Source organism: Enterobacter sp. MGH 37 (assembly GCF_000534515.1).
GTDB classification, from domain to species: Bacteria; Pseudomonadota; Gammaproteobacteria; order Enterobacterales; family Enterobacteriaceae; genus Enterobacter; species Enterobacter kobei.
On the sequence record NZ_KI973205.1, the window covers coordinates 2,010,383 to 2,030,392 of the forward strand.

General features: G+C 51.4%; 24 protein-coding genes and 1 pseudogene. 2 read left to right on the top strand and 23 right to left on the bottom strand.

All coding sequences use genetic code 11. The features are described 5' to 3' along the window. Window positions 1–11: 11 nt before the first annotated feature. The gene (locus L383_RS14140) at window positions 12–473 is read left to right on the top strand and encodes an OB-fold protein (RefSeq protein WP_023330752.1); all 462 of its coding nucleotides are present in this window, start codon (window positions 12–14) and stop codon (window positions 471–473) included. A 514-nt stretch (window positions 474–987) separates the two neighbouring features. Here L383_RS14140 and L383_RS14135 read toward each other — a convergent pair. Continuing rightward, a complete protein-coding gene (locus tag L383_RS14135; protein WP_369796210.1) occupies window positions 988–1,266 on the bottom strand; it encodes a hypothetical protein in 279 nt (92 codons plus the stop codon). A 41-nt stretch (window positions 1,267–1,307) separates the two neighbouring features. Beyond that, window positions 1,308–1,547, bottom strand: a complete 240-nt coding sequence (locus L383_RS14130) for a hypothetical protein (protein WP_023330754.1) — start codon at window positions 1,545–1,547, stop codon at window positions 1,308–1,310. Between the two features lie 99 nt (window positions 1,548–1,646). Between L383_RS14130 and L383_RS14125 the strand changes: the two genes are divergently transcribed. Then, complete coding sequence (locus L383_RS14125) at window positions 1,647–1,913, top strand: DinI family protein (RefSeq protein WP_032629061.1); 267 nt, start codon at window positions 1,647–1,649, stop codon at window positions 1,911–1,913. Between the two features lie 131 nt (window positions 1,914–2,044). On the opposite strand, the gene L383_RS26370 is transcribed toward L383_RS14125, so the two are convergent. From L383_RS26370 to L383_RS14035, 21 genes and pseudogenes are all read right to left on the bottom strand, one after another. Beyond that, window positions 2,045–3,172, bottom strand: coding sequence for a tail fiber domain-containing protein (locus L383_RS26370; RefSeq protein ID WP_255344454.1), 1,128 nt, complete (start codon window positions 3,170–3,172; stop codon window positions 2,045–2,047). Window positions 3,173–3,230: 58 nt separating this feature from the next. Then, complete coding sequence (locus L383_RS26375; RefSeq protein ID WP_032629063.1) at window positions 3,231–3,464, bottom strand: phage exclusion lipoprotein Cor; 234 nt, start codon at window positions 3,462–3,464, stop codon at window positions 3,231–3,233. Window positions 3,465–3,575: 111 nt separating this feature from the next. Further along, a complete protein-coding gene (locus L383_RS14115) occupies window positions 3,576–4,250 on the bottom strand; it encodes a hypothetical protein (RefSeq protein WP_032628907.1) in 675 nt (224 codons plus the stop codon). Continuing rightward, window positions 4,250–4,552, bottom strand: coding sequence for a hypothetical protein (locus tag L383_RS0123950; RefSeq protein ID WP_032628905.1), 303 nt, complete (start codon window positions 4,550–4,552; stop codon window positions 4,250–4,252). The genes L383_RS14115 and L383_RS0123950 overlap by 1 nt, the downstream gene beginning before the upstream one ends. A gap of 1 nt (window position 4,553) precedes the next feature. Next, entirely contained in the window at window positions 4,554–8,357 is a 3,804-nt protein-coding gene (locus L383_RS14110; protein ID WP_032629065.1) for a TipJ family phage tail tip protein, read from the bottom strand. 53 nt (window positions 8,358–8,410) lie between these two features. Further along, entirely contained in the window at window positions 8,411–8,995 is a 585-nt protein-coding gene (locus tag L383_RS14105; RefSeq protein ID WP_023330757.1) for a tail assembly protein, read from the bottom strand. Beyond that, on the bottom strand, window positions 8,995–9,705 hold the full coding sequence (locus tag L383_RS14100) for a C40 family peptidase (protein WP_023330758.1): 711 nt from the start codon (window positions 9,703–9,705) through the stop codon (window positions 8,995–8,997). Before L383_RS14100 ends, L383_RS14105 begins: the two co-directional genes overlap by 1 nt. A gap of 2 nt (window positions 9,706–9,707) precedes the next feature. Then, entirely contained in the window at window positions 9,708–10,466 is a 759-nt protein-coding gene (locus tag L383_RS14095; RefSeq protein WP_023330759.1) for a phage minor tail protein L, read from the bottom strand. After that, on the bottom strand, window positions 10,463–10,801 hold the full coding sequence (locus tag L383_RS14090) for a phage tail protein (protein ID WP_023330760.1): 339 nt from the start codon (window positions 10,799–10,801) through the stop codon (window positions 10,463–10,465). The genes L383_RS14095 and L383_RS14090 overlap by 4 nt, the downstream gene beginning before the upstream one ends. Before the next feature lie 2 nt (window positions 10,802–10,803). Next, window positions 10,804–14,295 (bottom strand): phage tail tape measure protein, encoded by a 3,492-nt coding sequence (locus L383_RS14085; protein ID WP_032629067.1) that lies wholly within the window; start codon window positions 14,293–14,295, stop codon window positions 10,804–10,806. A 46-nt stretch (window positions 14,296–14,341) separates the two neighbouring features. After that, window positions 14,342–14,677, bottom strand: a complete 336-nt coding sequence (locus L383_RS14080; RefSeq protein WP_016240210.1) for a zinc ribbon domain-containing protein — start codon at window positions 14,675–14,677, stop codon at window positions 14,342–14,344. Window positions 14,678–14,731: 54 nt separating this feature from the next. Further along, a complete protein-coding gene (locus tag L383_RS14075) occupies window positions 14,732–15,010 on the bottom strand; it encodes a phage tail assembly protein T (protein WP_032629069.1) in 279 nt (92 codons plus the stop codon). A gap of 8 nt (window positions 15,011–15,018) precedes the next feature. Further along, window positions 15,019–15,402, bottom strand: a complete 384-nt coding sequence (locus L383_RS14070) for a phage tail assembly chaperone (protein WP_023330763.1) — start codon at window positions 15,400–15,402, stop codon at window positions 15,019–15,021. Between the two features lie 32 nt (window positions 15,403–15,434). Further along, window positions 15,435–15,854, bottom strand: a pseudogene (locus L383_RS14065) (phage tail tube protein); the annotation flags it as partial. A gap of 127 nt (window positions 15,855–15,981) precedes the next feature. Continuing rightward, complete coding sequence (locus L383_RS14060; protein ID WP_023330764.1) at window positions 15,982–16,512, bottom strand: KilA-N domain-containing protein; 531 nt, start codon at window positions 16,510–16,512, stop codon at window positions 15,982–15,984. Window positions 16,513–16,685: 173 nt separating this feature from the next. Further along, complete coding sequence (locus L383_RS14055) at window positions 16,686–17,033, bottom strand: tail completion protein gp17 (protein ID WP_023330765.1); 348 nt, start codon at window positions 17,031–17,033, stop codon at window positions 16,686–16,688. Then, window positions 17,030–17,479 (bottom strand): HK97-gp10 family putative phage morphogenesis protein, encoded by a 450-nt coding sequence (locus L383_RS14050; protein ID WP_023330766.1) that lies wholly within the window; start codon window positions 17,477–17,479, stop codon window positions 17,030–17,032. The genes L383_RS14055 and L383_RS14050 overlap by 4 nt, the downstream gene beginning before the upstream one ends. Beyond that, entirely contained in the window at window positions 17,476–17,814 is a 339-nt protein-coding gene (locus tag L383_RS0123955) for a phage head closure protein (RefSeq protein WP_032629072.1), read from the bottom strand. Before L383_RS0123955 ends, L383_RS14050 begins: the two co-directional genes overlap by 4 nt. Before the next feature lie 9 nt (window positions 17,815–17,823). After that, window positions 17,824–18,150, bottom strand: coding sequence for a head-tail connector protein (locus L383_RS14045; protein ID WP_023330767.1), 327 nt, complete (start codon window positions 18,148–18,150; stop codon window positions 17,824–17,826). A gap of 42 nt (window positions 18,151–18,192) precedes the next feature. Then, the gene (locus L383_RS14040; RefSeq protein ID WP_023296252.1) at window positions 18,193–19,404 is read right to left on the bottom strand and encodes a phage major capsid protein; all 1,212 of its coding nucleotides are present in this window, start codon (window positions 19,402–19,404) and stop codon (window positions 18,193–18,195) included. Between the two features lie 9 nt (window positions 19,405–19,413). Next, window positions 19,414–20,010, bottom strand: a 597-nt coding sequence (locus L383_RS14035) for a head maturation protease, ClpP-related (protein ID WP_032629075.1), incomplete at its 5' end; no start/stop codon positions are given.

The window sequence follows — 20,010 nt, forward strand, 5'->3', positions numbered from 1 at the left end:
CAGGTGATTTCATGAAGAAATTTATTAAATGGATTTTTTATATCTTTATTGCTTTGATGATTCTGGGATATATCGTCGGTAAAAACGAAAAATCGGAAGCAGGCGCGACTTCGTCTTCTGCACCAGTTGCGGATACGCAGAAGTCAGTACCGCAAAAAGAAGTGTTTACGACCTCCGCAAAACAGCTTTTTAAAGCTTATGAAGAGAATGAAGTCGCAACCGATGAAAACATGAAAGGTAAGCTCATCTCAGTCAACGGGGTTGTTCAGTCCATTGATAAAGATTTTACAGACTCAATTATCATCGGCTTACAAACAGACAATCAGTTCATGCCTGCACGAATGGAGATGGAAAACTCAGAAAAGGCTACTGCCGTAGCATTGAAAAAAGGACAGCAGGTCACTGTGATTTGTAAAAAAATGATCCGAGTAATGGGTGCACCTTCTGGGCGAGATTGTATATTCGCAAAATAACAAATCGGGAGGGTTACCCTCCCATTCCATTCTCCTGAACTCCTGCTGTCGCCAACATCATGCCATTCACCAATACCTGACATGCTTATATAATCCCCCATATTCCACACACCAACTCCGTTGCAGTATCGGGGCAACATAACAATATATAGACGCAATGATGTAATCGGTAAGCTGTACTTGCGAAAAGTGGGAATAATGGGAGAGTGAAATTAGAAAATAAAAAACCACCTTTCGGTGGTTTATACGACACTGCTTATTGCTTTGATTATTCTTTGTTTCCCATGGTAGCCGGAGTGGGACTTGAACCCACACAGCGCGAACGCCGAGGGATTTTAAATCACGCGTGTTATCTATGATAATCATGCACATACGTGTATTTTTCGCCATTAATTCATAATTTTAAGATCAAATGAATCAATAGCTTACGGTTATCAAAATGTCATAATGGCGAAAATTTTTCGCTCCGCGAACCGAAATTTGGTGTGGGGAGAATGGGGGTTACACCCATACCTTAAATGGCTGCGCAATCATCGTTCCAAACCCGGTTGAGACTGTGCGTTAGCACTCCAAAAACCTCGACGGCATCCAACGCATCCCCTTCTATCGCTTCACCATCTTGAGTAATCAGCGCGTGGCCCATTAGCTTCACGAACTGGTTTCTCCCGTCCATGCTAACCAGCAACGTATCCCCTCCTTCAGGTTTCAGACTGACGTTAATAACGGCCCAGCCGCATGAAGTTTCAATAACCCGGCAGTTGTTATCCACACCGCAGATAACATCTATCGTCATGCGCTGCTCCTGATAATCCATGGCTGGCGATGGAAATCCCATTAGAAAACCCTCCCCATGTTACGCAGGATCCAGTATCGGTTCTCACTTCCGTTTGTTGTCTTATCGGCGAAGTCCGGCTGGTATCGCTCGATCCATGAATTTGCATCCTCCTGGCTGAAATGCCAGTGCCTCTCCTGCAGTTCGGCGATGAATTTGTCTGTATGCAGGCAGAGATAGCCCTTAGGGTTTTGCTGTATGGCTGCAATAAAAGCAGCACGAATATCCGGTTGACGAGGCATGAACTAACCCTCACTCGCACATTGACTGTATACATATACAGTATTATTTTTATGAAAACAGATCAAGCACAGGCAATTTTCACTTAAGAGGGGATCGGTATGTTTGTTGAACTGGTTTATGACAAGCGAAATGTTGAGGGGCTCCAAGGGGCCAGAGAGATCATCCTGGCTGAACTAACGAAGCGAGTGCACCAGATTTTCCCTGATGCCGAAGTGAAGGTTAAGCCGATGCAGGCAAACGGCCTGAATAGCGATGCCAGCAAAAGTGATCGGGAAAAGCTCAATCGCATGCTGGAGGAAATGTTTGAAGATTCCGATATGTGGCTGGTTTCTGAGTTTCCGACAGTTCGCCAGGTTGGCCTTTAAATTTTACTCGGTTAATATTCCCCACGTTTGCTCGGGCATGAACACTGAGCAACCAGCCGCCGCCAGTTCTTTCTTAAGACGGGCGGCGGTTTTCTTAGCGAAGCAGTTTCAACATGCTGTCTTCAGGTATATCAAGCTCCACCCTGTTTTAGCTCATCAACCTGTTTACTAAGTTCTACTACCTTTGCGTTAAGTGCCTTTATGGCTGCAAGGGCATCCATCATCAGTGGGTTAAGGTCAAGCGTCATTTTCCCTACGCCCTCAGCAGAGTGAACATATTCCTTGTCGATTTGTTCGATCTGCTGAGCAATTACGCCCCGGCGCTCTGTCTGCTCATCATCATCAAGATAGTAGAATCGCTTAAACTCCATTTGACAGATGTTTTCAAGAGAATCAACAACATCGAGATCGCCGTTGACGTGTTTAAAATTAATATCTGATGTTCCAACAGACTGCATCTGCGTCCATGGAATGGTGGACGAAGGTGTATTCATAGCAGAACTAGCCAGGTTCCGGACAAAAAGATTGCCGGATACTCCTGTAAATATTTGCTGTCGGCGAGTTGGGTCATACCCGCATACAATTCCCGATCCTGCTTGCGGAGCCCAGGCAGTACCAGAGCTGTCAATACCATAAAACCCTGATTCGGTACTTCCTAAAACGTTAATAGTTGGAGTTCCGAAACCAAAATATCCAACTCCCAGGACATTACCAGTATTCGCGCCGACATCCTTGGTAGCGGCACTTCCCAAACCGAGGTTTGTGCGAGCGTCAGCAGCATTCTTTGCACCTGTACCGCCCTGGCTGATACTGAGCGCGGTAGTCAGGCCGCTTAGGCTGGTTATATCGCTGTTAGCCCCTTTCTTCGCCAGTGATTTCTGGCCCGGTACGGTAACGGCCACACCGTTAATCGTGATAGTGACGTCTGTAGTACCGTTCATCACATCAGCAAATCCGCTCATGTAGCGCTGGTACATCGTGAAGGTTTCAGCAATGTCCTGCGCCAGGCCATCCACACTCAGGCTGTCGCTCAGCAAAATCGAATACTTCGTTCCAGCAGGAATTGCTGGGCTTGCCGCAGGTGTCACGGTAAGAGAAGTTGCGCTTCCAATCGCGGTGATCTGGAAAACCTGCGCTGGGCTTGTCAAGGCGATAACAGTGCAGCCGTTACGAATGAGTGAGCCAGCTGCAGTGAAGTTTGTGCCAGTACCTGTAAGGGTGTTTCCGCTGATGGCAATAGTGCCAGTGGTATAAATCATATTTTCTCCAGGCAATAAAAAACCCCGCCGTAGCGAGGTTGATATTTAAAATGGTTGGTTATTTGCAGGTGGTGTCAGTGAATGTGTTCGCACTTACCCAGCGCCAGTTGAAAGGGTATCCGGCTCGGTACTGCGTCTGGTTGTTTTGTTTGCGAACGCCGTAAATTTGAACCGTGTTTTCCTGACCGCCAACGATGGCTGTGCCACTGCAAATAGGTTCCTGTTTCTCAAGTACGCCAGCGCAGCCAGACAGCATGACAGCCCCAGCCAAACAGATGAGTAGCTTATTCATTATGATGGTATCCCGAGGTATTCATGAACTTAGACAATACCAATATGAAAGAGGTGGGTATAATTGATTGGATAGATCAATTATCAGTTATTGATCGCCAAAAACGATCAATCAGTCATAGGCCGCTGTATTTATCGCGGTTAAGGAAATCCCAGTATTCGTTCCCCCTCCCGGAGAGCCTGTACCAGTGGAGGTCCCCCCTGCGTTTATCCTTGTATTGGCCCCGTCAAACCTGCACGCCGAATAAGCATTAATGGTATAAACTGTCGGAGGCTGGGTTGAGTTATTCACAACGATGCTCTGGCCAAGCTGTGCAGGTGCAACAGCCCATGACCCGCTAAGTGTCTGATCGATATTTATCCCGCCGTTTGCGCCAGGCGTTCCAATTGTCTGTAGGTCTGACAATACCCGGGACTCATTAGTGAGCACCAACTTTCCTGCCGCATCCCAGATGGCCATCCCCCATTTAGGTAACGCCTGGGGAAATATGGCAAATATATATGCGGTTAACGTGAAGCTCTGGTTATAGGGATTAACCCCCGCGACATATACATTTCCGCCGTTCCGGTAAGATATTACTGGCGTGGGCTGGGCGGTATTTGTGGTCCTGATAAATACCATCACAGGGTAGTCAGCATTTAATGCAATATTCTGAGCAACCTGCTGCGAACTGCCATTAGCAGAGGAGTTGAAAGTGTACTTGCCGTAAAGACAAAAAGGCGTTGACTGGGGCGTTACAAATGGGTTACCATTGTCCATTAATATCATCGCGCCAAATTCGGCCATTATGCTTTCTCCATGAAAACGACCACTTCACACTTTGAGGCCGGATAATTACCCAGGCCTACAGAAGATGCTGCGCTTACGGTTATTGTGCCCCCTGACGCGACAATGCGCCGCCCTACGCTGTTACCTCCTTCATCAAGTGAAAGAACAAAACCAACTTTCATTCCTGAGGGCACCGTAAAAGACCAGCTGCCGGAGGTTTGCCCGGCAGCCAGCTGTATTCGCCCAACGACGGAAACGGGTTTGATGCCATAGTTGTTAGGTTTTCCTGAAGCATCCCAGGTCTGTATTCCGTAAGCCATATCAGAACACCCCCGTTAATCGGCCAACCTGCACCCTGAGAACGTTACTGCCGTCTTTGACGCTGATTGTCTGGTTGGTCTGCTTCATGGCCCCTTCCCCGGCTGTCGAACCGTAGTTCTCAAACGTCCCGGACTTATCCAGTTTCCACCCAACAGAGCCAGCAACATAATTATTCGACTGGATAAAATTACCAATCTTTGCGTTGCTGATAGTGCCGTCCTGAATGAAGGTGTCACGGATGAACACCTGCCCGTTCTGGATAACAAACGGAAGAGTCACGGCGCCGCCAGCCTGAGTCATCACAGCGAAGCGGTCTGCCAGGAAGAGCACCTGCGACTGCATACCCGCTGGCGTATTCTGAACACCAATCCCCATACCAGCAGCATACTGTTTTCCGTTCGCATCCACGGCAACCTTGATGCTGTACATCGCATTCAGGTTGTTATTGATGTCCGCTGATACCTGGCTGTTCTGGATAATAGCCGCAGACTGACCGTTAACCGTGACCTTCAGCGAGTTGATTTGCGTAGCAGACACCTGAGTGAAGTCAGCGAGCGTCTTTGACAAGTCAGTGACATTCGCGGTGTTTCCACCGGTGCTGGAATCCAAAGCGCGCAGCGACTCAGCGACAGCTTTACTTGCATCTGCCATGACATTGTCGACTCGCTCAATACCGGCTTTGTTATCACCATATTGCACGCTCAGAAGGTTACGCTGGTTAACCTGCGCGAGCGTACTGGTGATCAGCGCGATAGCATTGTTCTGAATACCGCCGCTGGCCTTATCAGTTTGTGCACCCAGCTCTTCCAGGCGTGATGCCATTGAGGAATCGAGGTCCGTGACAACCTGGCTAAGGTCAGTGATTGATGCTGTATTCTGAGCACCTACAGCAGCTGCTGAATCAGCTTTGTCAGATGCGACCTGAGTGGCAGCCGTCAATTGACTTACCGCAGAAGCGCGAGCTTCAGTTTCCGTTGCTAACGCCTGGCGAACATCAGTAATACCCGCTTCATTCTGGGCAGTTTTTGCCTCAAGGCGAGTAACATCCGTGACGCGCGCTTCCGTCTCAGTGGCGATCACCTCCCGGAGCTGTTCGAATTTCGCAGAGTTAGCCCCCTGCTGCGCAGTCTGGCGCACAACAACATCAGCAATAGCCAGGGCGTTGCCAATGATTGCTTCTGCTGTCTGCTTATTCGAACCTACTGCTGCAGCCAGACCATCGGCGTTCTTCTTAATCGCGTCAGAAAGTTCGGCCAGTTTCTCGCTACTTTCTACGGCACTCTCAATCAGATCCTTGAATACCTCAGAATCTTTAATCTCCTCCAGGATCACATCGGTGATATCGGATACATCGATGCTGGCCTGCCCGCGCACCCATTCTGTGTAACCTGATTCATTGCCGCTGCGGTCCACCAGCTGCGCGCGGTACCAGAAAATCTGTCCAGCCTTAAGGCCCATCTGCTGATATTTGCGCTGTGGGTAAGGCACATCGGCCAGCAGCATCGCATCGTCTTCGGTACCGGTCAGGCTGTACTGGATTTCGGTCTTCAGCGTGTCGTCGGTATTCGCAGGGAATCCCCAGCTAAGCTCGATACCGAAAACCACATTATCAGAAGCGATGAAGCCGACCGGTTTCGGCGGATTGCCCACTTTACCCGTAAGATTTACTTCTGATGATGTTGCCCATACTGATGAAACGTCGCTGGCGTTCACCGCCCTGACACGGACCAGATAGCGACCCGAGTAGATACCCTGCACTTCAAAGCCGAGAGAAGACGTTCGGGGCACACTGATCCAGTTGCCGCTGTCACGCCGCCATTCCGCCTCGTACGCAACTGCACCCTGAACAGCATCCCAGGCAACGCGCATGGTGGTAATCGCAATGTTCTGGTTAACCGTAGAGTAACTGTCTACGACGATATTTCCTGGGGGAGCCTGAACCCCTGGCGGAATGACACTGACTGGCCGCTCGTCCAGTCTTGCGCCGGTATCAACAGCGGAATAGATATCAGGGTTGTAAGTCGTCCCGGTGACCTCGAAAGTACCGTCGTTGTTGTCCCGCGTTCCCGTAACACGGAAAAGCGCTATAAACAGATCGTCAGAGTCCACACCCCAGTTACATTCAGCCTCCGGCGTTTCGCTGTAGGGTGTGGTGACAGTGACTGTGTTTCCGTTAACGGCCTGGACCGTTCTGGCCTGAGCTGTGCCTGACGGAAGATTCAAAAACAGCCGGTTCCCGGCCTTCACATCAGCGGCTCGATCGAGGGTTATGTTGCGGCCGTTAACCGCACTCACCCTGCCACCGATAGTTCTTCCGGCCAGCTCGTTAGCAGCCACGCCGATCACCTCACCAACGGGGGGAACGTCCATGCCCGTGCTGAAGGTCACCACCTCGCCGATACCGTTAGTGAGCAGCGCCCAGCGCCCCCGCCGGTTTGCCTCTGACTGCCTGGTGCAGCCGATCGCAGTCATTTCGAGCTGACGATAATCGAAGCGCATGGCCAGATCGTTATCGTAAACAGGCTCAGGCGTGTCTTTATAGTGGTTGGCTGGGTCTGACCAGTTCACCAGCGCGGCAGTGTTTCGGGTGGTTTCACTCGGATCCGCAAAGGTAAATTTTCCTTCAACAACGCTGGCGTGGTTATAGATGTGCCACACATCCCGTGGCATATCAGCCAGGACATACATCTTATTGTCGCCCCAGTACGTCATGCCGCGAAATATACCCGACAGATCACGAAGTACAGTCCAGGCGTCATTACGGTCCTGGATATAAACGTTGCAACGAAAACGAGGCTCCGTCCCGCTGCTGCCCTTGCCGTCTGGTACCAGTTGATCGCAATACTGGGCGATGCGATAAAGCTCCCATTTGTCTATCTGAGTCGCATCGATTCTTTGACCCAGCCCGAAGCGCTCGTTCAGAATGATGTCGTAATAAATCCAGGCAGGGTTATCCGTCCATGCCCATTTAAATACGCCCTCCCATGTACCAGAGTAAGTGCGGGTTTCGGGATCATAAGTATCAGGTACACGGATGATTCGCCCTTTCGGATTGCACACAACCTGAGGAATGCCATTGGGGAACTGCTTTGCGTCAAACTCTACATACAGCAGCGCTGTGTTAACGTAGCGAAGCTTGGCGTCAATAATTTCAGTTACAGCTACAACGCGCATGGTGTCCACAATATTTACGCTCGTGGAATCCGGCGTGATTCTGCGAACCCGTAACTGCCAGCCAGTCGAGGCTTTTGGAAGATTAACGCGGTGACTACGCTCATAAAGCGACGTAGTTTTGTCATCGACAGCACCGTTAACCACCGTTTCATACGGCCCGCCATCGACCGAAAGATCGATAGCATACTCGACGCGGGTGCCGACTTTGTCGCCGTTGTTTTTCTGGAGCAAAAGAGTTGGCCATCCCAGGCGAATTCGCAGCGCAGAGAGCTGCGTGTTGGATACCGCTCGCACGTAAGGAACAGCCTGTTTCAGCTCATATGAAACCTGAAGTTCGTTTTCAATGCCGGGGAAGCCCTGAATATAGTCCTGGTCCTGAGTGCCGGAACGGAACTCGTATTTTACATTATTGAAGTTATAACTTCCGTCGGCGTTCTGAAGGGGCGTATACGAAGATGAGTCACCAAGAAAGATGTTTTTAGCATCAAGCCCGCCAGCGAACTCACCCTCTCCAAGAGCAATCAGCACCTTTGCCCTGGCAATGGACTGAATGCTGTCCGGTGCTTCAACAGGCGTTCGGGTCTGATTGCTGCCACCTTTACCGCGGCCTTTGATGATTGTCGTCGTCATATCGCGTCCATAAAAAAAGCCACCGTCAGGTGGCTTACAGTGCGTGGTTTGGTTTATTGCTGATCTTCGGTATAAATCCCGGCGGAAATAATCGCGCCACCTATTTCGCGCTGCCCATAAAGCAGGGGGACGGGATTTCCGGATGCTGTTGTATTAACGGGGCCACCAAACGCATAAGAGGGTTTGTTATCAGGATCCTGCCGCATTCGCAGACCTGAAACCTGAGGAGAGAGCATTTGCACTACACCGCCAACGGCCATTGCGGCACCAACGGAAAACATGAGGTTACTTGCTGCGATACTAACTCCCGGCATCCATATGGCAGCAGCGACCAGAGCCGTTCCGAGCAACGCCTGGAAAACTCCAGCTCTTTTACTGCCCCTTATCACAGGGATTATTCTTAACTCATCACCCGGCCCCAGGAGTTCAAACTCTTCGTGCCCGATATTGCGACGATCCCGGAAAATAACAAAATCCAGTCCCTTTGCCCGAGCTTCACGCAGATAAGCATCAAAGCCGTCAATGGTGTTAGAAAGCGCCATGAAAACTTCGCTGGCGGACGTTAGTGCACGGCGATGTGTCCTGCCAAATCGCTGAGCCATTGAGCCGCTGAGTTTGATAACGGTTTTTCTTTCCATTACATCAAATCCTTATAACGCAGAATTTTGATGGTACGGTCACGGTAATAGCCACCGTAGGGAATACGCTGGCTTAGCTGGCCATACATGTGATGCAGTAGCATGTTGCCATCAAGCAAAATCCCGGCATGGTTCGGGACGGTGGACTGAACCTGCATGATAACCATGTCACCTGGCTGAGCGGGACCGTCGTACTCACGGAAACCGCATTCCTGCCAGTTATCCATATAGAGGTTTTCACCCTGCTCCCACCAGTGGCGATCTACGCTGTAGTTGGGCAGTTCAATGCCGTGCTCGGTGCGGAAATAGTCCATGATGAGAGACCAGCAGTCTGCATACCCGAGTACAAACTGGCGTCCTGTGAGGGGACGGTCTCCGCGAGGCATGACGGTGCGAATGTCGCCATCCGGCCACGATGCAATAATCCAGGGCAGTTCCGTGGCGTCACACATCAGCATGTCGATCTCGCTCGGCTGGGTTGTCGCACCGTCGCCGGGATGGCTGTGGACGATCGCCACCACAGTGCCCTGCTCTTCGGCGGCCGCATAATCCTCAGGATTAAGTTCAAATTGCTCAGTCGGCGACTCAGCATTATTTTTGCAGGGGATGTATTTCTCCACCCGCCCCTTCTGAATAACCACGCCACAGCACTCCTCGGGGAAGGATGCGGCGGCATGCGCCAGAATGGCGCTAACTGTTTTGTCGCGCATGATTATCCTCTCAGAAGTGAAGCGCCGGGGAACCCGCCATAATCCAGCTGTTCATTCTCTCCGAAGCGAGGTTTACAGCCCGTTGACAGCAATCCGGAGCAAACATCCTGTGAAGGATCGTCCACCCGATTGCCGTCTTTATCGAACCAGCCGTTTTGCCCGGCGTAGGTGCAGCCGTTCCCCGTTTTGTACCAGCCCCGCATGCACCACGTGCACATTGGCTGAATTTGCCTGGTCGGAATGAGTTGCCCGCGCAGATCGGCTGGACTGGAAAGCTCAAACTCTACGGTTTCATCGTCTGATCCTGATTTACGGTCGATGTAATAAACCTGTTTGCGCTCCTCGTTGGGATTCGCAGTCGGGTTCCCGTCAGGAAAATTTCTGGCGTCCATATAGTGTGCGAAAGTGTCATGGATGATCACCTTTGCTTTAGCCATCCCCTGAAATCTTCGGCACAGCGCGCCAATCGTACCGCTGATGTTTGCAACAGTGAGTGACGGCCGTGAACTCTGGCCGTCACTGCTTACAGATATGCCGGTCAGTTCATACGGCCACGCGCCATACTCCTGCCCCTGCCACCACACCGACTTCGGCTCAAGTTTTGACTCGTCGCCGCCTGCGGCGATGATTTCCGCCTCGGTATGCGGGATTGTCTCGTTGTGAAAGCGAAGAATACCCGCACCGAACGCTGAGCCGTCCACCTCGATCAGGCGGACGCGCTTACCCGGTTCCAGTTTCTGGACATCAGATGAAATACTCATGGATGGTATGCCTGTAAGAATGTGCTGCTGAGGGTGTATTTTTTGTTGCCGTGGGTAGATATCTGGAAGGATTCCGCGCGCCATAAACCTGAAGGCTCAAGCGGTGGCTTCCAGATAAATGACTTCCACCCTGCATGTCTGTTCAGAAAGTTTTTAATGGCCTGAATGTAAGCCTCGTCGCCGGTAAAGCTCACGCTCCACTGAGGTGTTACCGGGTTGATGCCGTCCCCGGCCACCTGTGTATAGCCATCGCCAAACTGCGCCTTTCGGGTACGAAAACTTGTATCAACCTGAGAGGCAACCTTTGGGCACCAGCTGAAGGTTTCGACTGCCATGGTTAAACTCCCTTGATTAATCGCCACAGAGGCGAGCCCGGCATGCTGGCCTGTTCGTTAATGACACCAGTGATGGCATCCTTAAGCTGCCTGCCTGCTGCTCCGGCGGTTCCCTGACTGGCTGCCTGTGGTGATCCACCCTGAATATTGATATCGCCGAAGTTAACTGAAGGCACACCGCCAGAGACCTGCGGCATCCCCACTGCGCGAACGGCAAGGTCACCATTAGGTGCCCGCGTGAGGGGCATGATTGCTTCAGGACCTGCCTCGCCGAAAATCCCTGCGCCTTTAGCAAAAGCAAACAACTGAGGCGTCTGAAAAACGCCATTGCTGTAAGCGCTCAGGGACGGAGAGTCGTAAACATTACCCTTCGCATTAAAGGTAAAGTTCGCGCCAGCATTCTGAATAGCGGTACCGCTGCTGGCGGTTGCGGCTGACGAGGTGCCAAAACTGAACAGTGATCCAATTGAGCTGACGCCATTAGCAACAGCCATGTTCACCAGAACGTTCTGGATGATCTTCAGTACGCTCACGCCCCAGTCCTTCCAGCTGTCAACGTTGCCATTGAGCATGTCGGTGATCGTGGTGACCGCGCCACCCATGGCCTGCTTCATGCCGTCAGCGGCCATGGAAGAATAATCAGTAGCTTCGTCCACCCAGTTCGCATAACCCTCAGACAGTCCCGTCATCCAGTCGTCACGCTGCGCATCAGAAGCTGCGTAATATCCCTCCTGGTCGCGCAGGCGCTCTTCGAGGTAGCGCTTATTAAGTGCCAGCCCCTGCTGATAGAACGTCTCGTCGATTTCACCAGCCTGACGCTGGCGGAGAAGATCGGTATTCTTCTGCTCAAACTCCTTACGCAGATTGAACTGCTCCTGAAGTCTTTCACGGAACCTGGAGCCCTGCCCGTAGCCCAGCAGTTGCGCTTCATTGGCTGCGCGGGCGCTGGCGTTACTGTCAGCAAGGTTGGCTTCGTAATTTCGCAGTTGCTCACGTAATTTAACCTGGTCAATCAGCGCAGCATTCTGCAATACCGTCTTTTTCTGGGCTTCCGTCAGAGAAGCAAGTTCGCCCTGGCTGACCTGATATTTAACCTTCGCCAGTTCAGTATTCTGACCTTGCAGGGCAATCTGCTCTTTTTGCTGCTTGATAAGGCGCTTATACACATCCTCGGTTTTCTCGCCTTCGGTTTTACCGCCCTTCGCCTTAGGTTTGTTGGCCTCATTATTCCGCCATTCAGCAAGACCGTTATTAATCAACTCCTGACGGCCTGTCTGGAATTGCGGATCACTGGTTAACCCCAGGTCATCGGCTGCATAACTCAGTCGCAGACGCTCTTTTGCTTCACCCTTCAGGCGTGACAACTCCAGATCCCGACGGCTCTTTTCGAGGGCATCGGTTTGCTTTTTGTCGAGGTCGGCCTGAGGAAGTCTGAGAGGGACGTTCGCCAGCCCTTGCCGAGCCATTAATAGCTGATTTCCCAGCCCCAGTAGACGGTTAAATTCAGTATGCTGACCATTCATCAACAGGAGAGATTGATAAGCCCGGTTTTGATTAGCAGCCTCTTCTCGAATGAGTGCCGCCCGGCGATGTTCAAGCCCTTCCAGAACCTGTTGAATAGAAGCGGATTCTTGCTGCATCTGAGCAAGTCTTTCTTGCTCAACAGATAACTGCTCTGTAGCCGTAGCCAGCCCACGAGTCACAGTGTCCAAATATGTCAGGTGGTTAATCATGAAACCACCGCTGGTAGTTGGACCGGGATTACTAATCACTGACTGATAACCAGCTATCTGCTCTTTCAGGCTTTCAACCTTGCTCTTTTGTTCATCAATTAGCCTGTTTTGTTCATTCAGAGCGGCACGAGTTTTCTCTGCATTATCTGAAGCTTCAGGAAGGGTCATTGCCCTCGTCTTTTTACTGACTTCATCTATCGTGCTGGCATACTCCTGAGCAGAGCGCCGAGCCTGCTCCTGATTTTGATACACCGCATACCAGGCACCGGCTCCAAGCATCACCAATCCCGGCACGCCGCCAATGAGCCCGAGGGCACTGCTTAAAAGGCGGGTGCCAACAGATGTGACACTATTGAGATTGCTTTGGGTGGTAACACGATTTGCAAGGTTCCGGTCTCTGGCGGCCTCCGCAGAAGCCAGGCGTCTTTCAGCGATAGCCTGTGCATCGGCGTTTTTTGCTGCCACCAGACCTGCCTGCGCACGCTCAAGCGCTGTTCTGGCTCTGACTTTCTCTGTAGCAGAACCGCTGGCTAGAGCGGTAGTCAGCCTGGCCTGGGCTGCAGTGACTTTTGCTTCTGCCGCAGCAATTTTCTCTTGCTGCGCAGCCTGAACATCTGCGCTACGCGATCTCTGTACAGCTTGCTGAGCCCTATAAACCTCCGCCCTTGAGGCGGCAACGGCAGACTGTGCAGCCTTATCCTGTGCAACGGCAAGAGCAACCTCTGACTTAGCCGCAGAAATTAGCGCGCCGGTTGCGCTCGTGGCGCTAGTTACTACTCCACTGAGATACCTTGCCAGCCCAACGCCAACAAGTGCACCCGCCACTGTTGTGATCGTGGACATATTGTCTGCAACATCACTTAGTGCGCCGCTTACTGCCGAAGAGGTAAATGAATCAAGCGTTTGGGCAACTCCGTCTAGGCCACCAGATAGCGCATCGGTAGCACCTGTAGCCTGGTTGACACCTCCAACCCATGCCATGAACGAGTTTGTGACTTTTTGCAGGGATCCGGAAACTGTTTGCGGCATGCTGGCAAACTCACCCTGTAATGAGCCCAACTGGCTCATTAATGCAGGAACAACCTTATCAATCGTAAGTTGCCCCTGGTCAGCCATGCTCTTCAGGTCTTTGCGGGCCACGCCCATTCCGGCGGCAAGTGCGCGGATAACACGATCACCTGCTTCGTTAACGGCGTTGAATTCTTCACCGCGAAGAACGCCCTGCGCCAGAGCCTGGCTGAATTGAGTGATAACAGAACTCGCTTCCTGAGTATTAGCCCCCGAAAGCTTAAGGCCGGTAGAAACAGCTTCGGTAATTTTCAGAACTTCGTCAGAGCTATACCCAAACTCACGCATTGAAGCAGCTGCGCGTGAAAAAAGGTTTGCGTTGTCTGAAAACGCGGTGCCAGTTCTTTGGCTGATTTCCATTAACTGGCGCTGAGAGGCAGCAAAATCATCAGCTGAAGATGATGCCTGCTTAAGACGGGCGTTTACTGAATTCCACTCATCAGCAATCTGCACGAGCTTACCAGTCGCAAAAGCGGCCGTAGCAGCAGCAGCGGCTCTTCCTGCCGATGCAAACCCAGCGGTCAGATCAGATAACGCCCTTTCGCTCTCTCGGGCGGCAGCGGCAGCCTGACGGCCACCATTTTGCATGGTGCGGTAATAATCCTGCCCCATACGTGAAGCGCGGGAAATTTCCGTCTGGAATGATTGCGAGTTAGCGGAAATTTTGATTATTAACTCACGTAAAGTTGCCATTTAGTCTAACTCCAGACGTAAAAAAACCGCCGAAGCGGTTTTATTTTTATTGTTTCCAGACCTTTTGCCTGGCTTCTTCGAGGTATTCTTCATCAGTCTTAACCGGTGGGGAATCGACTGCTAAATCACTACCACAGTGCTTACATTTAATAGCTTCGCTTTTGATTAACTCTGCACAGAATGGGCACTTCTTCATACCATCGTTTTCAATTAAGTCTTTTTCTTCTGCCGCAACATCCTTCTTTATTACCAAAGAATGTACAAAAGCAATTATGAATAGCAGAGCACCATACACCCACCATGCAAAGAAAGATCTTCCTTTGCTTTGAGCAATTAAGGCTGGAATTAAGCCTATAACAATTGAAACTAGTAAAATTTCCATTTTGTTTCCCCAGCATTATCAGTCTAAGAATCCTAATATTATCTGGGTCAAAAGTCACTGCGTCGCGGCAGTAAGTGCAGCCTCAAGCCCAGCAAACGGGTCCTTCGGTTCTGATTGCTCCTCACCACCCCAGCGCAGGATCGCATCGTCCAGCGGTACTTTTGCCCCCTGCGAACCGTAGATGGCAGAGACGATCTGGGCGGCCTGAATGTCACCGCGAATATCGCCAACCGGACTTTGCCTGTCGTACTCAATCCACATCAGAAGCTCGCTTGCCGTCATATTCTGCCGAAGCTCTGAGAGCGTGCGCCCCATCCGGAGCGCAAGCGACATCAGAAACTTTACGCCGGGGGTTGAGACTTTTCCCGCGCTTCGTCCGCGTTATTGATCAGGTCAAGCGCCTGTTTGAGAAGGCGTGAATGGACGGGGCCGTAGATTTCACGTACCTGCTCTTCTTCGTCTACGCTGAATACCGGTTGCTTATCGGTGTCACACAGAACGTCAATGAAGAGCACCACGTCAGCGCAAAGATTACGGTGTGCCTTTTCCGATACCGACACATTTTCATCATCAGTACCCGCTTTCACCACCTCCTGCCAGCGCAGCCAGGCTTCACCTGACGGCTCACGCAGAACCACTTTGACGCCCTCCCACTCAGGAACGGCGACCGTCTTATGACGAAATCCCGACATCTTAGCCAGGGCGAGATTTTTAATATTCTTCATGAGACCTCTCAGGATCCAGACTCGATGTTTTCAGGCTTACCTTTCAGGCGCAGGGAGAACGTTGCCGCCACTACGCCGTTGGTACCGGAAGACCAGGTGTGCTGGCGGATTTCAGCCAGGAACTTAAAGCCCTTGCCGGACGGGAAGATAACCTGGAAAGCGTAGGTCGTATCGTTGTCATACGCATCACGCAAGGCGTCCTGCGCCGGATTCTTGTAGAAGTTTCCGGACAGAGAGATTTCTGACGGAGAAGGCAGGCCGTTAATGTTCTCCTGCTCGGTCGAGCAAAGCGTTGTTACGTCGATATCCTGCTTCTGACCACCGGTGAACTGAATTTCTTTGATGGTGCAACTCAGATCGAGGAAGGTTGCGGTATCCATCGTTTCTTTGGTGGCTGGCAGGGAGGAAATAAGGATCTTCGTCAGCTGCGATTTTTCATAAAGTGCAGACATAGTTGTCTCCATAAAAGTAAAAACCCGCCGAAGCGGGAGGTGGGTGTCTTTCTGAAAAGAAATTACTAAGTAAATCAATCATGCCTGGAATGCTGAGATTGTCAGCAACAAAGACCATTTCTCGAGTTTAATTGATGCCTGGTAAGTACATCTGTACTTCATCAACCACCCGCTCCCGCGCAGAAAGGAGGATTTTCTTTCTGCCGCCGACACCCCACTTCGCCATCTGGCTGGCGCACTGGCTTATCGCTTTAGTCTCAGTATTAATGATGTGATCTAATTTATTCAGGCGTGACATGGCACTGATGCCGAGGCGAACCACTGTTCTGAACACCTCATATACTTCAATCTCAAACTCAGGCTTAATCCAGGCTGCGTAGCGAATGGCCAGTAGCTCAACGCCCCACACTCCAGGTTCATCACCACCATTAACAACTCTAAGTGGTTGAATTTGTTCCAGAGTGCTTTTTTGCACTTTGGATTTAAGTGCCTTGATAAATCGCTTTACCTGAGCACTACGTAAAAACTGACTTGGACGCTGCTGCTCTGTAGCCTCTCCGTTTGCGACCGCCGCAGCATGGAGATCATTGAGGTTATAGCGTCCCTCGTCATCAACGCGAACGGAAACGCCGCTTACTGATACGGTTGGATATTTCATGAGATTTACCTATAGAAAGTGAGCCTGTCACACAGAGTCAGCAGCCCCGGAGTACAACTGACTCTCAGGCTCGCTTTCTGTAGGCTCCAGGATTATAACGTGCGCGTGTGAAGCGCGGTGTCAGAGGTAATAAAAAACCCGCCGGAGCGGGTTGTTCAGGGTTGGTTAACGTTTCAGGATGTGATCCGAAAATCGATCGTGGCGCGGTAAAGCCGGAAATCGGGTTCATAGCCTTGAATTTTCGTTATCTCAGTCGGAGCCATGGACTTAACGGCCTCCAGCGCATGATCGCGAATGGATCTGGCTTCCTTAATGGTCAGTGAGTAAACATCGATCTGCACTGATGTGCTGGATTCCGCCTGGCCACACAGTACGTCAGCGGAAACATCATCGACGATGGAAAAGATAATCCATGGTGGCGAGACAGACGGTTTCCCGTCACTACCTAATGGCGCAACATAGGGATATACCCGTCCTTCTGCCAGGGGAGAAAGCAAGGCGTAGATATTATCTTCATTCACTTGCTCAATACCTCATCAATAGCCTGATTCATCCTGGCAATGGCGACGCTGGCGGCCTCTTCCTCGCGAGTATCGTAAGCGGGTCGCACAAACGGATGTGCAGGCATGTTCGCGGTGCCCAGCTCAACGAATCGCCAGTAGAATGCGTTACGCGCATTACTGGCCTTCATCGTATTGTCACTGTTACCGGTTCGAAGATTAACACCACGAATATGAACCCCTGAGGAAATCTCTCCCCGCTTTCGGCTACGCTGAGTGACCACCACAACGTTTTTCTTAAGCTTCCCTGTTCGCTCAGGTGCACGAGAGATCACTTCTTCCTTGAGCACTTCTGCCCCGGCACGTGTCGCATCACGCAGAACTTTGTTGTTTTCAGCCTTACTGAGCAGTTCTAAATCCCTGGCTATGTCATTCAATCCTGAAAAATCGAGATTAATGTCAATCACTTCTCCACCCCCAGCTTGCAGAGAACCTCAAGCAGAACCCCTTTTGCATCCGGTATTGGGGGACCAACAACATTCAGGGTGTTCCCTTTAAATGGCCCTGTCGTAACCTTAATTCGGGAGGCTGCCGAAACATCATGCCGATACCGCATCCATACCCGTACTGTTGCCTCAGCTGTTTCAGCACCAGCTGCCACCAGCTCGCGCCCACTAATGCCCTTTACTTCTGCCCAGGTTTCTGCGCCGTCATGCCATGCTTCAACAGGCTGGCCAGAAGGATCTCTGGATGTTGTGATGTTCTGAACCACCACCCTGTCTCTCAATCTTCCGGCCTGCATAAAGTCCCCCTATACCCCGTAAATACGGTATGGCTGCAGTAGAGCTTCTACGGCGAAAGGCACCGCTGTTGTAATGTTTCCGATGTTCACAGCCTCTCGGTTTGCATACCAGTGACCAATCAGCAGTAGCATTGCCGCCTTAACATCATCATTCAATAGAATCGGGTCCGGGTCGTCTGCATAGCCAGGTGAGCTTTGGTTTTCATAGAGCGTTCGCCTTGTCCATGTCTGGACGTAACGGGCCGCTGCACCTGTGTAAATCTCCAGCAGAGCATCATCACCCGTAAAGTCGGTATCAATGCGGCAATGCTGTTTCACCACATTCTGATCAAGCATTTTTTTGCCCCGAAAAAAGCGGCCCGAAGGCCGCAATAGTTATCAGCTACCCGCGCCGGTGCTGAATGAACCGTACACGAACGCCTCAGGGCGTTTCACAGCCAGCGCCAGACGTTCTTCGCAGCGAATGGAGATCATGTTTTTCTCGAAGTCGTCGGCGTTTTCGGTGGAGATAACCACGTTGGCATCTTCACGATCGAACAGTTGAGCTGCGGCATTGAATGCGCCTGTCAGGAATTTGCCCTGGAAAGCTGCTGCCTCAGTTGCTACCACCGGAAGCCCCCAAAGCGTAGGGCCAGTCAGAGATGCCGGGTTAGCCAGGATATAGCGGCCCAGACTGTCTTTCGTGAGCTCAATTTTCGCCCAGTCGATGAAGTGCAGAACGTGGCCAGATGCAGGGAAACGAGCCAGTTGAGCCTGAAGCATTGCCAGGCGCAGATCATCAATCCCGTTCTGGCTCTCAACAGAAAATGCCGGGTCGAATGCTGAGGCCTGAGGAACGATGCCGTGCAGGTGCACACCAGTTCCGTCGCCGAACAAGATTTCCTGTTCCTCAACATATTTCAGGCCGTAACGCATCTCAGCGTCAACCGTAGACTGGAGTTGAGCGAAATCGTCAAGGATCTGCTTGGATGCCTTAAACATGTGCGCGATGGTTGTCACCGGCGTGATTTTAGTCGCGAATTCAATATCGCTGTAAGGCTTGGCAGTCCCCTCTGCAACGACTTTCGCTGCATTGGTAAAGCCCGTTTGCTGCACCCAGAAAATAGCCGGTGAAGATGTGCGTCCAGGCGCAATCAGATCACGAATGAAGAGACGCTGTTTTGGTGCAGTGTCGATGCCAGGCAGTCGCTGTGGTTCAACCACGCCATCTGCAACATCTGTAGAAAGCAAGGCCGCGTGAACTGGGACGCTTACGCGCTTATTGCCTTCAACGCTCGCGGCAAAGGCCTTCAACGCCTCGCTATTAATCACCACCTGTCCAACAGTTTCGGTAACTTTAGCAGCGTTGTTCAATGGCATTTGGGCAACATGCTGTTCCAGCTCACCAAGGCTGGCCTTAAGGGTTTTTTCAGCTTCCTTAAGAGCATTGAGCTCTGTCGCCATTTTATCTACAACATCTTTGGTCTGAGCTGAGAGCTGACCATTCTTTTTCGCTTCGGTCAGTGCCTCTTCTGCTTTCGCGTTGAATTTGCTGGTTGCATCTTCAATGCTGGCAGTGACTTTTTTCAGAATTTCGTTTACTTCAGACATAAAGGGTCCTTATTTGACTAACGCCGCAAGAGCGCTTTCAAGTGAATTGAGGGTTTCAGGTTTGATATCTTCGGCAGCGCCCGGCGTACCGTCGTTGGTGGTGACAGCGCCAGGCATGCCACCGGATAAGGCTTTAATGAGTTTTCTGCGCTCAGAGCGCGGGGTGTTGGTTTTAGCCAGCAGCGCATCAAGTTTTCGAAGCGCGGCCGCGGGTGATTCATCGCCATCGCTGACCGCATCAGCAGAAAGAAGGCTGTCTGCCAGTCCCTTCGCCACAGCGTCACTGCCACCGATATAACTCTCGGCATCCATCAGTTTCTGAACAGCTGCCATATCAAGGCCGGAACGCGCCGCGTAGATATCAGCCATAGCGGTATCGAAGGGCTCCAGCGAGTGTGCCAGTTCCGCAAAGTCATGGCGGTTACCCATCGCGTAGACCCAGCAGTTGTGGATCATCAGGAAGGCACCGCGGCCAATCTGAATATCATCCCCGGCCATCGCAATTATCGAGGCGGCACTGGCGGCAATGCCCAGCACCTTCACCGTTACACGGCCTTCGTATTCGCGGAGCAGGTTATAAATAGCCAGACCTTCGAACATGTCGCC

What these genes read in the sequence shown, in the direction of transcription:
- L383_RS14130 (WP_023330754.1), bottom strand. Translation starts at nt 1,547, where the DNA reads ATGCCTCGTCAACCGGATATTCGTGCTGCTTTTATTGCAGCCATACAG.
- L383_RS14070 (WP_023330763.1), bottom strand. Translation starts at nt 15,402, where the DNA reads ATGAAGAATATTAAAAATCTCGCCCTGGCTAAGATGTCGGGATTTCGT.
- L383_RS14135 (WP_369796210.1), bottom strand. Translation starts at nt 1,266, where the DNA reads ATGACGATAGATGTTATCTGCGGTGTGGATAACAACTGCCGGGTTATT.
- L383_RS14090 (WP_023330760.1), bottom strand. Translation starts at nt 10,801, where the DNA reads ATGGCAGTCGAAACCTTCAGCTGGTGCCCAAAGGTTGCCTCTCAGGTT.
- L383_RS14110 (WP_032629065.1), bottom strand. Translation starts at nt 8,357, where the DNA reads ATGACGACGACAATCATCAAAGGCCGCGGTAAAGGTGGCAGCAATCAG.
- L383_RS14140 (WP_023330752.1), top strand. Translation starts at nt 12, where the DNA reads ATGAAGAAATTTATTAAATGGATTTTTTATATCTTTATTGCTTTGATG.
- L383_RS14075 (WP_032629069.1), bottom strand. Translation starts at nt 15,010, where the DNA reads ATGTCGCTTGCGCTCCGGATGGGGCGCACGCTCTCAGAGCTTCGGCAG.
- L383_RS14040 (WP_023296252.1), bottom strand. Translation starts at nt 19,404, where the DNA reads ATGTCTGAAGTAAACGAAATTCTGAAAAAAGTCACTGCCAGCATTGAA.
- L383_RS14045 (WP_023330767.1), bottom strand. Translation starts at nt 18,150, where the DNA reads ATGCTTGATCAGAATGTGGTGAAACAGCATTGCCGCATTGATACCGAC.
- L383_RS14080 (WP_016240210.1), bottom strand. Translation starts at nt 14,677, where the DNA reads ATGGAAATTTTACTAGTTTCAATTGTTATAGGCTTAATTCCAGCCTTA.
- L383_RS14105 (WP_023330757.1), bottom strand. Translation starts at nt 8,995, where the DNA reads ATGGAAAGAAAAACCGTTATCAAACTCAGCGGCTCAATGGCTCAGCGA.
- L383_RS14125 (WP_032629061.1), top strand. Translation starts at nt 1,647, where the DNA reads ATGTTTGTTGAACTGGTTTATGACAAGCGAAATGTTGAGGGGCTCCAA.
- L383_RS0123950 (WP_032628905.1), bottom strand. Translation starts at nt 4,552, where the DNA reads ATGGCTTACGGAATACAGACCTGGGATGCTTCAGGAAAACCTAACAAC.
- L383_RS0123955 (WP_032629072.1), bottom strand. Translation starts at nt 17,814, where the DNA reads ATGCAGGCCGGAAGATTGAGAGACAGGGTGGTGGTTCAGAACATCACA.
- L383_RS14100 (WP_023330758.1), bottom strand. Translation starts at nt 9,705, where the DNA reads ATGCGCGACAAAACAGTTAGCGCCATTCTGGCGCATGCCGCCGCATCC.
- L383_RS14095 (WP_023330759.1), bottom strand. Translation starts at nt 10,466, where the DNA reads ATGAGTATTTCATCTGATGTCCAGAAACTGGAACCGGGTAAGCGCGTC.
- L383_RS26370 (WP_255344454.1), bottom strand. Translation starts at nt 3,172, where the DNA reads ATGATTTATACCACTGGCACTATTGCCATCAGCGGAAACACCCTTACA.
- L383_RS26375 (WP_032629063.1), bottom strand. Translation starts at nt 3,464, where the DNA reads ATGAATAAGCTACTCATCTGTTTGGCTGGGGCTGTCATGCTGTCTGGC.
- L383_RS14085 (WP_032629067.1), bottom strand. Translation starts at nt 14,295, where the DNA reads ATGGCAACTTTACGTGAGTTAATAATCAAAATTTCCGCTAACTCGCAA.
- L383_RS14115 (WP_032628907.1), bottom strand. Translation starts at nt 4,250, where the DNA reads ATGGCCGAATTTGGCGCGATGATATTAATGGACAATGGTAACCCATTT.
- L383_RS14060 (WP_023330764.1), bottom strand. Translation starts at nt 16,512, where the DNA reads ATGAAATATCCAACCGTATCAGTAAGCGGCGTTTCCGTTCGCGTTGAT.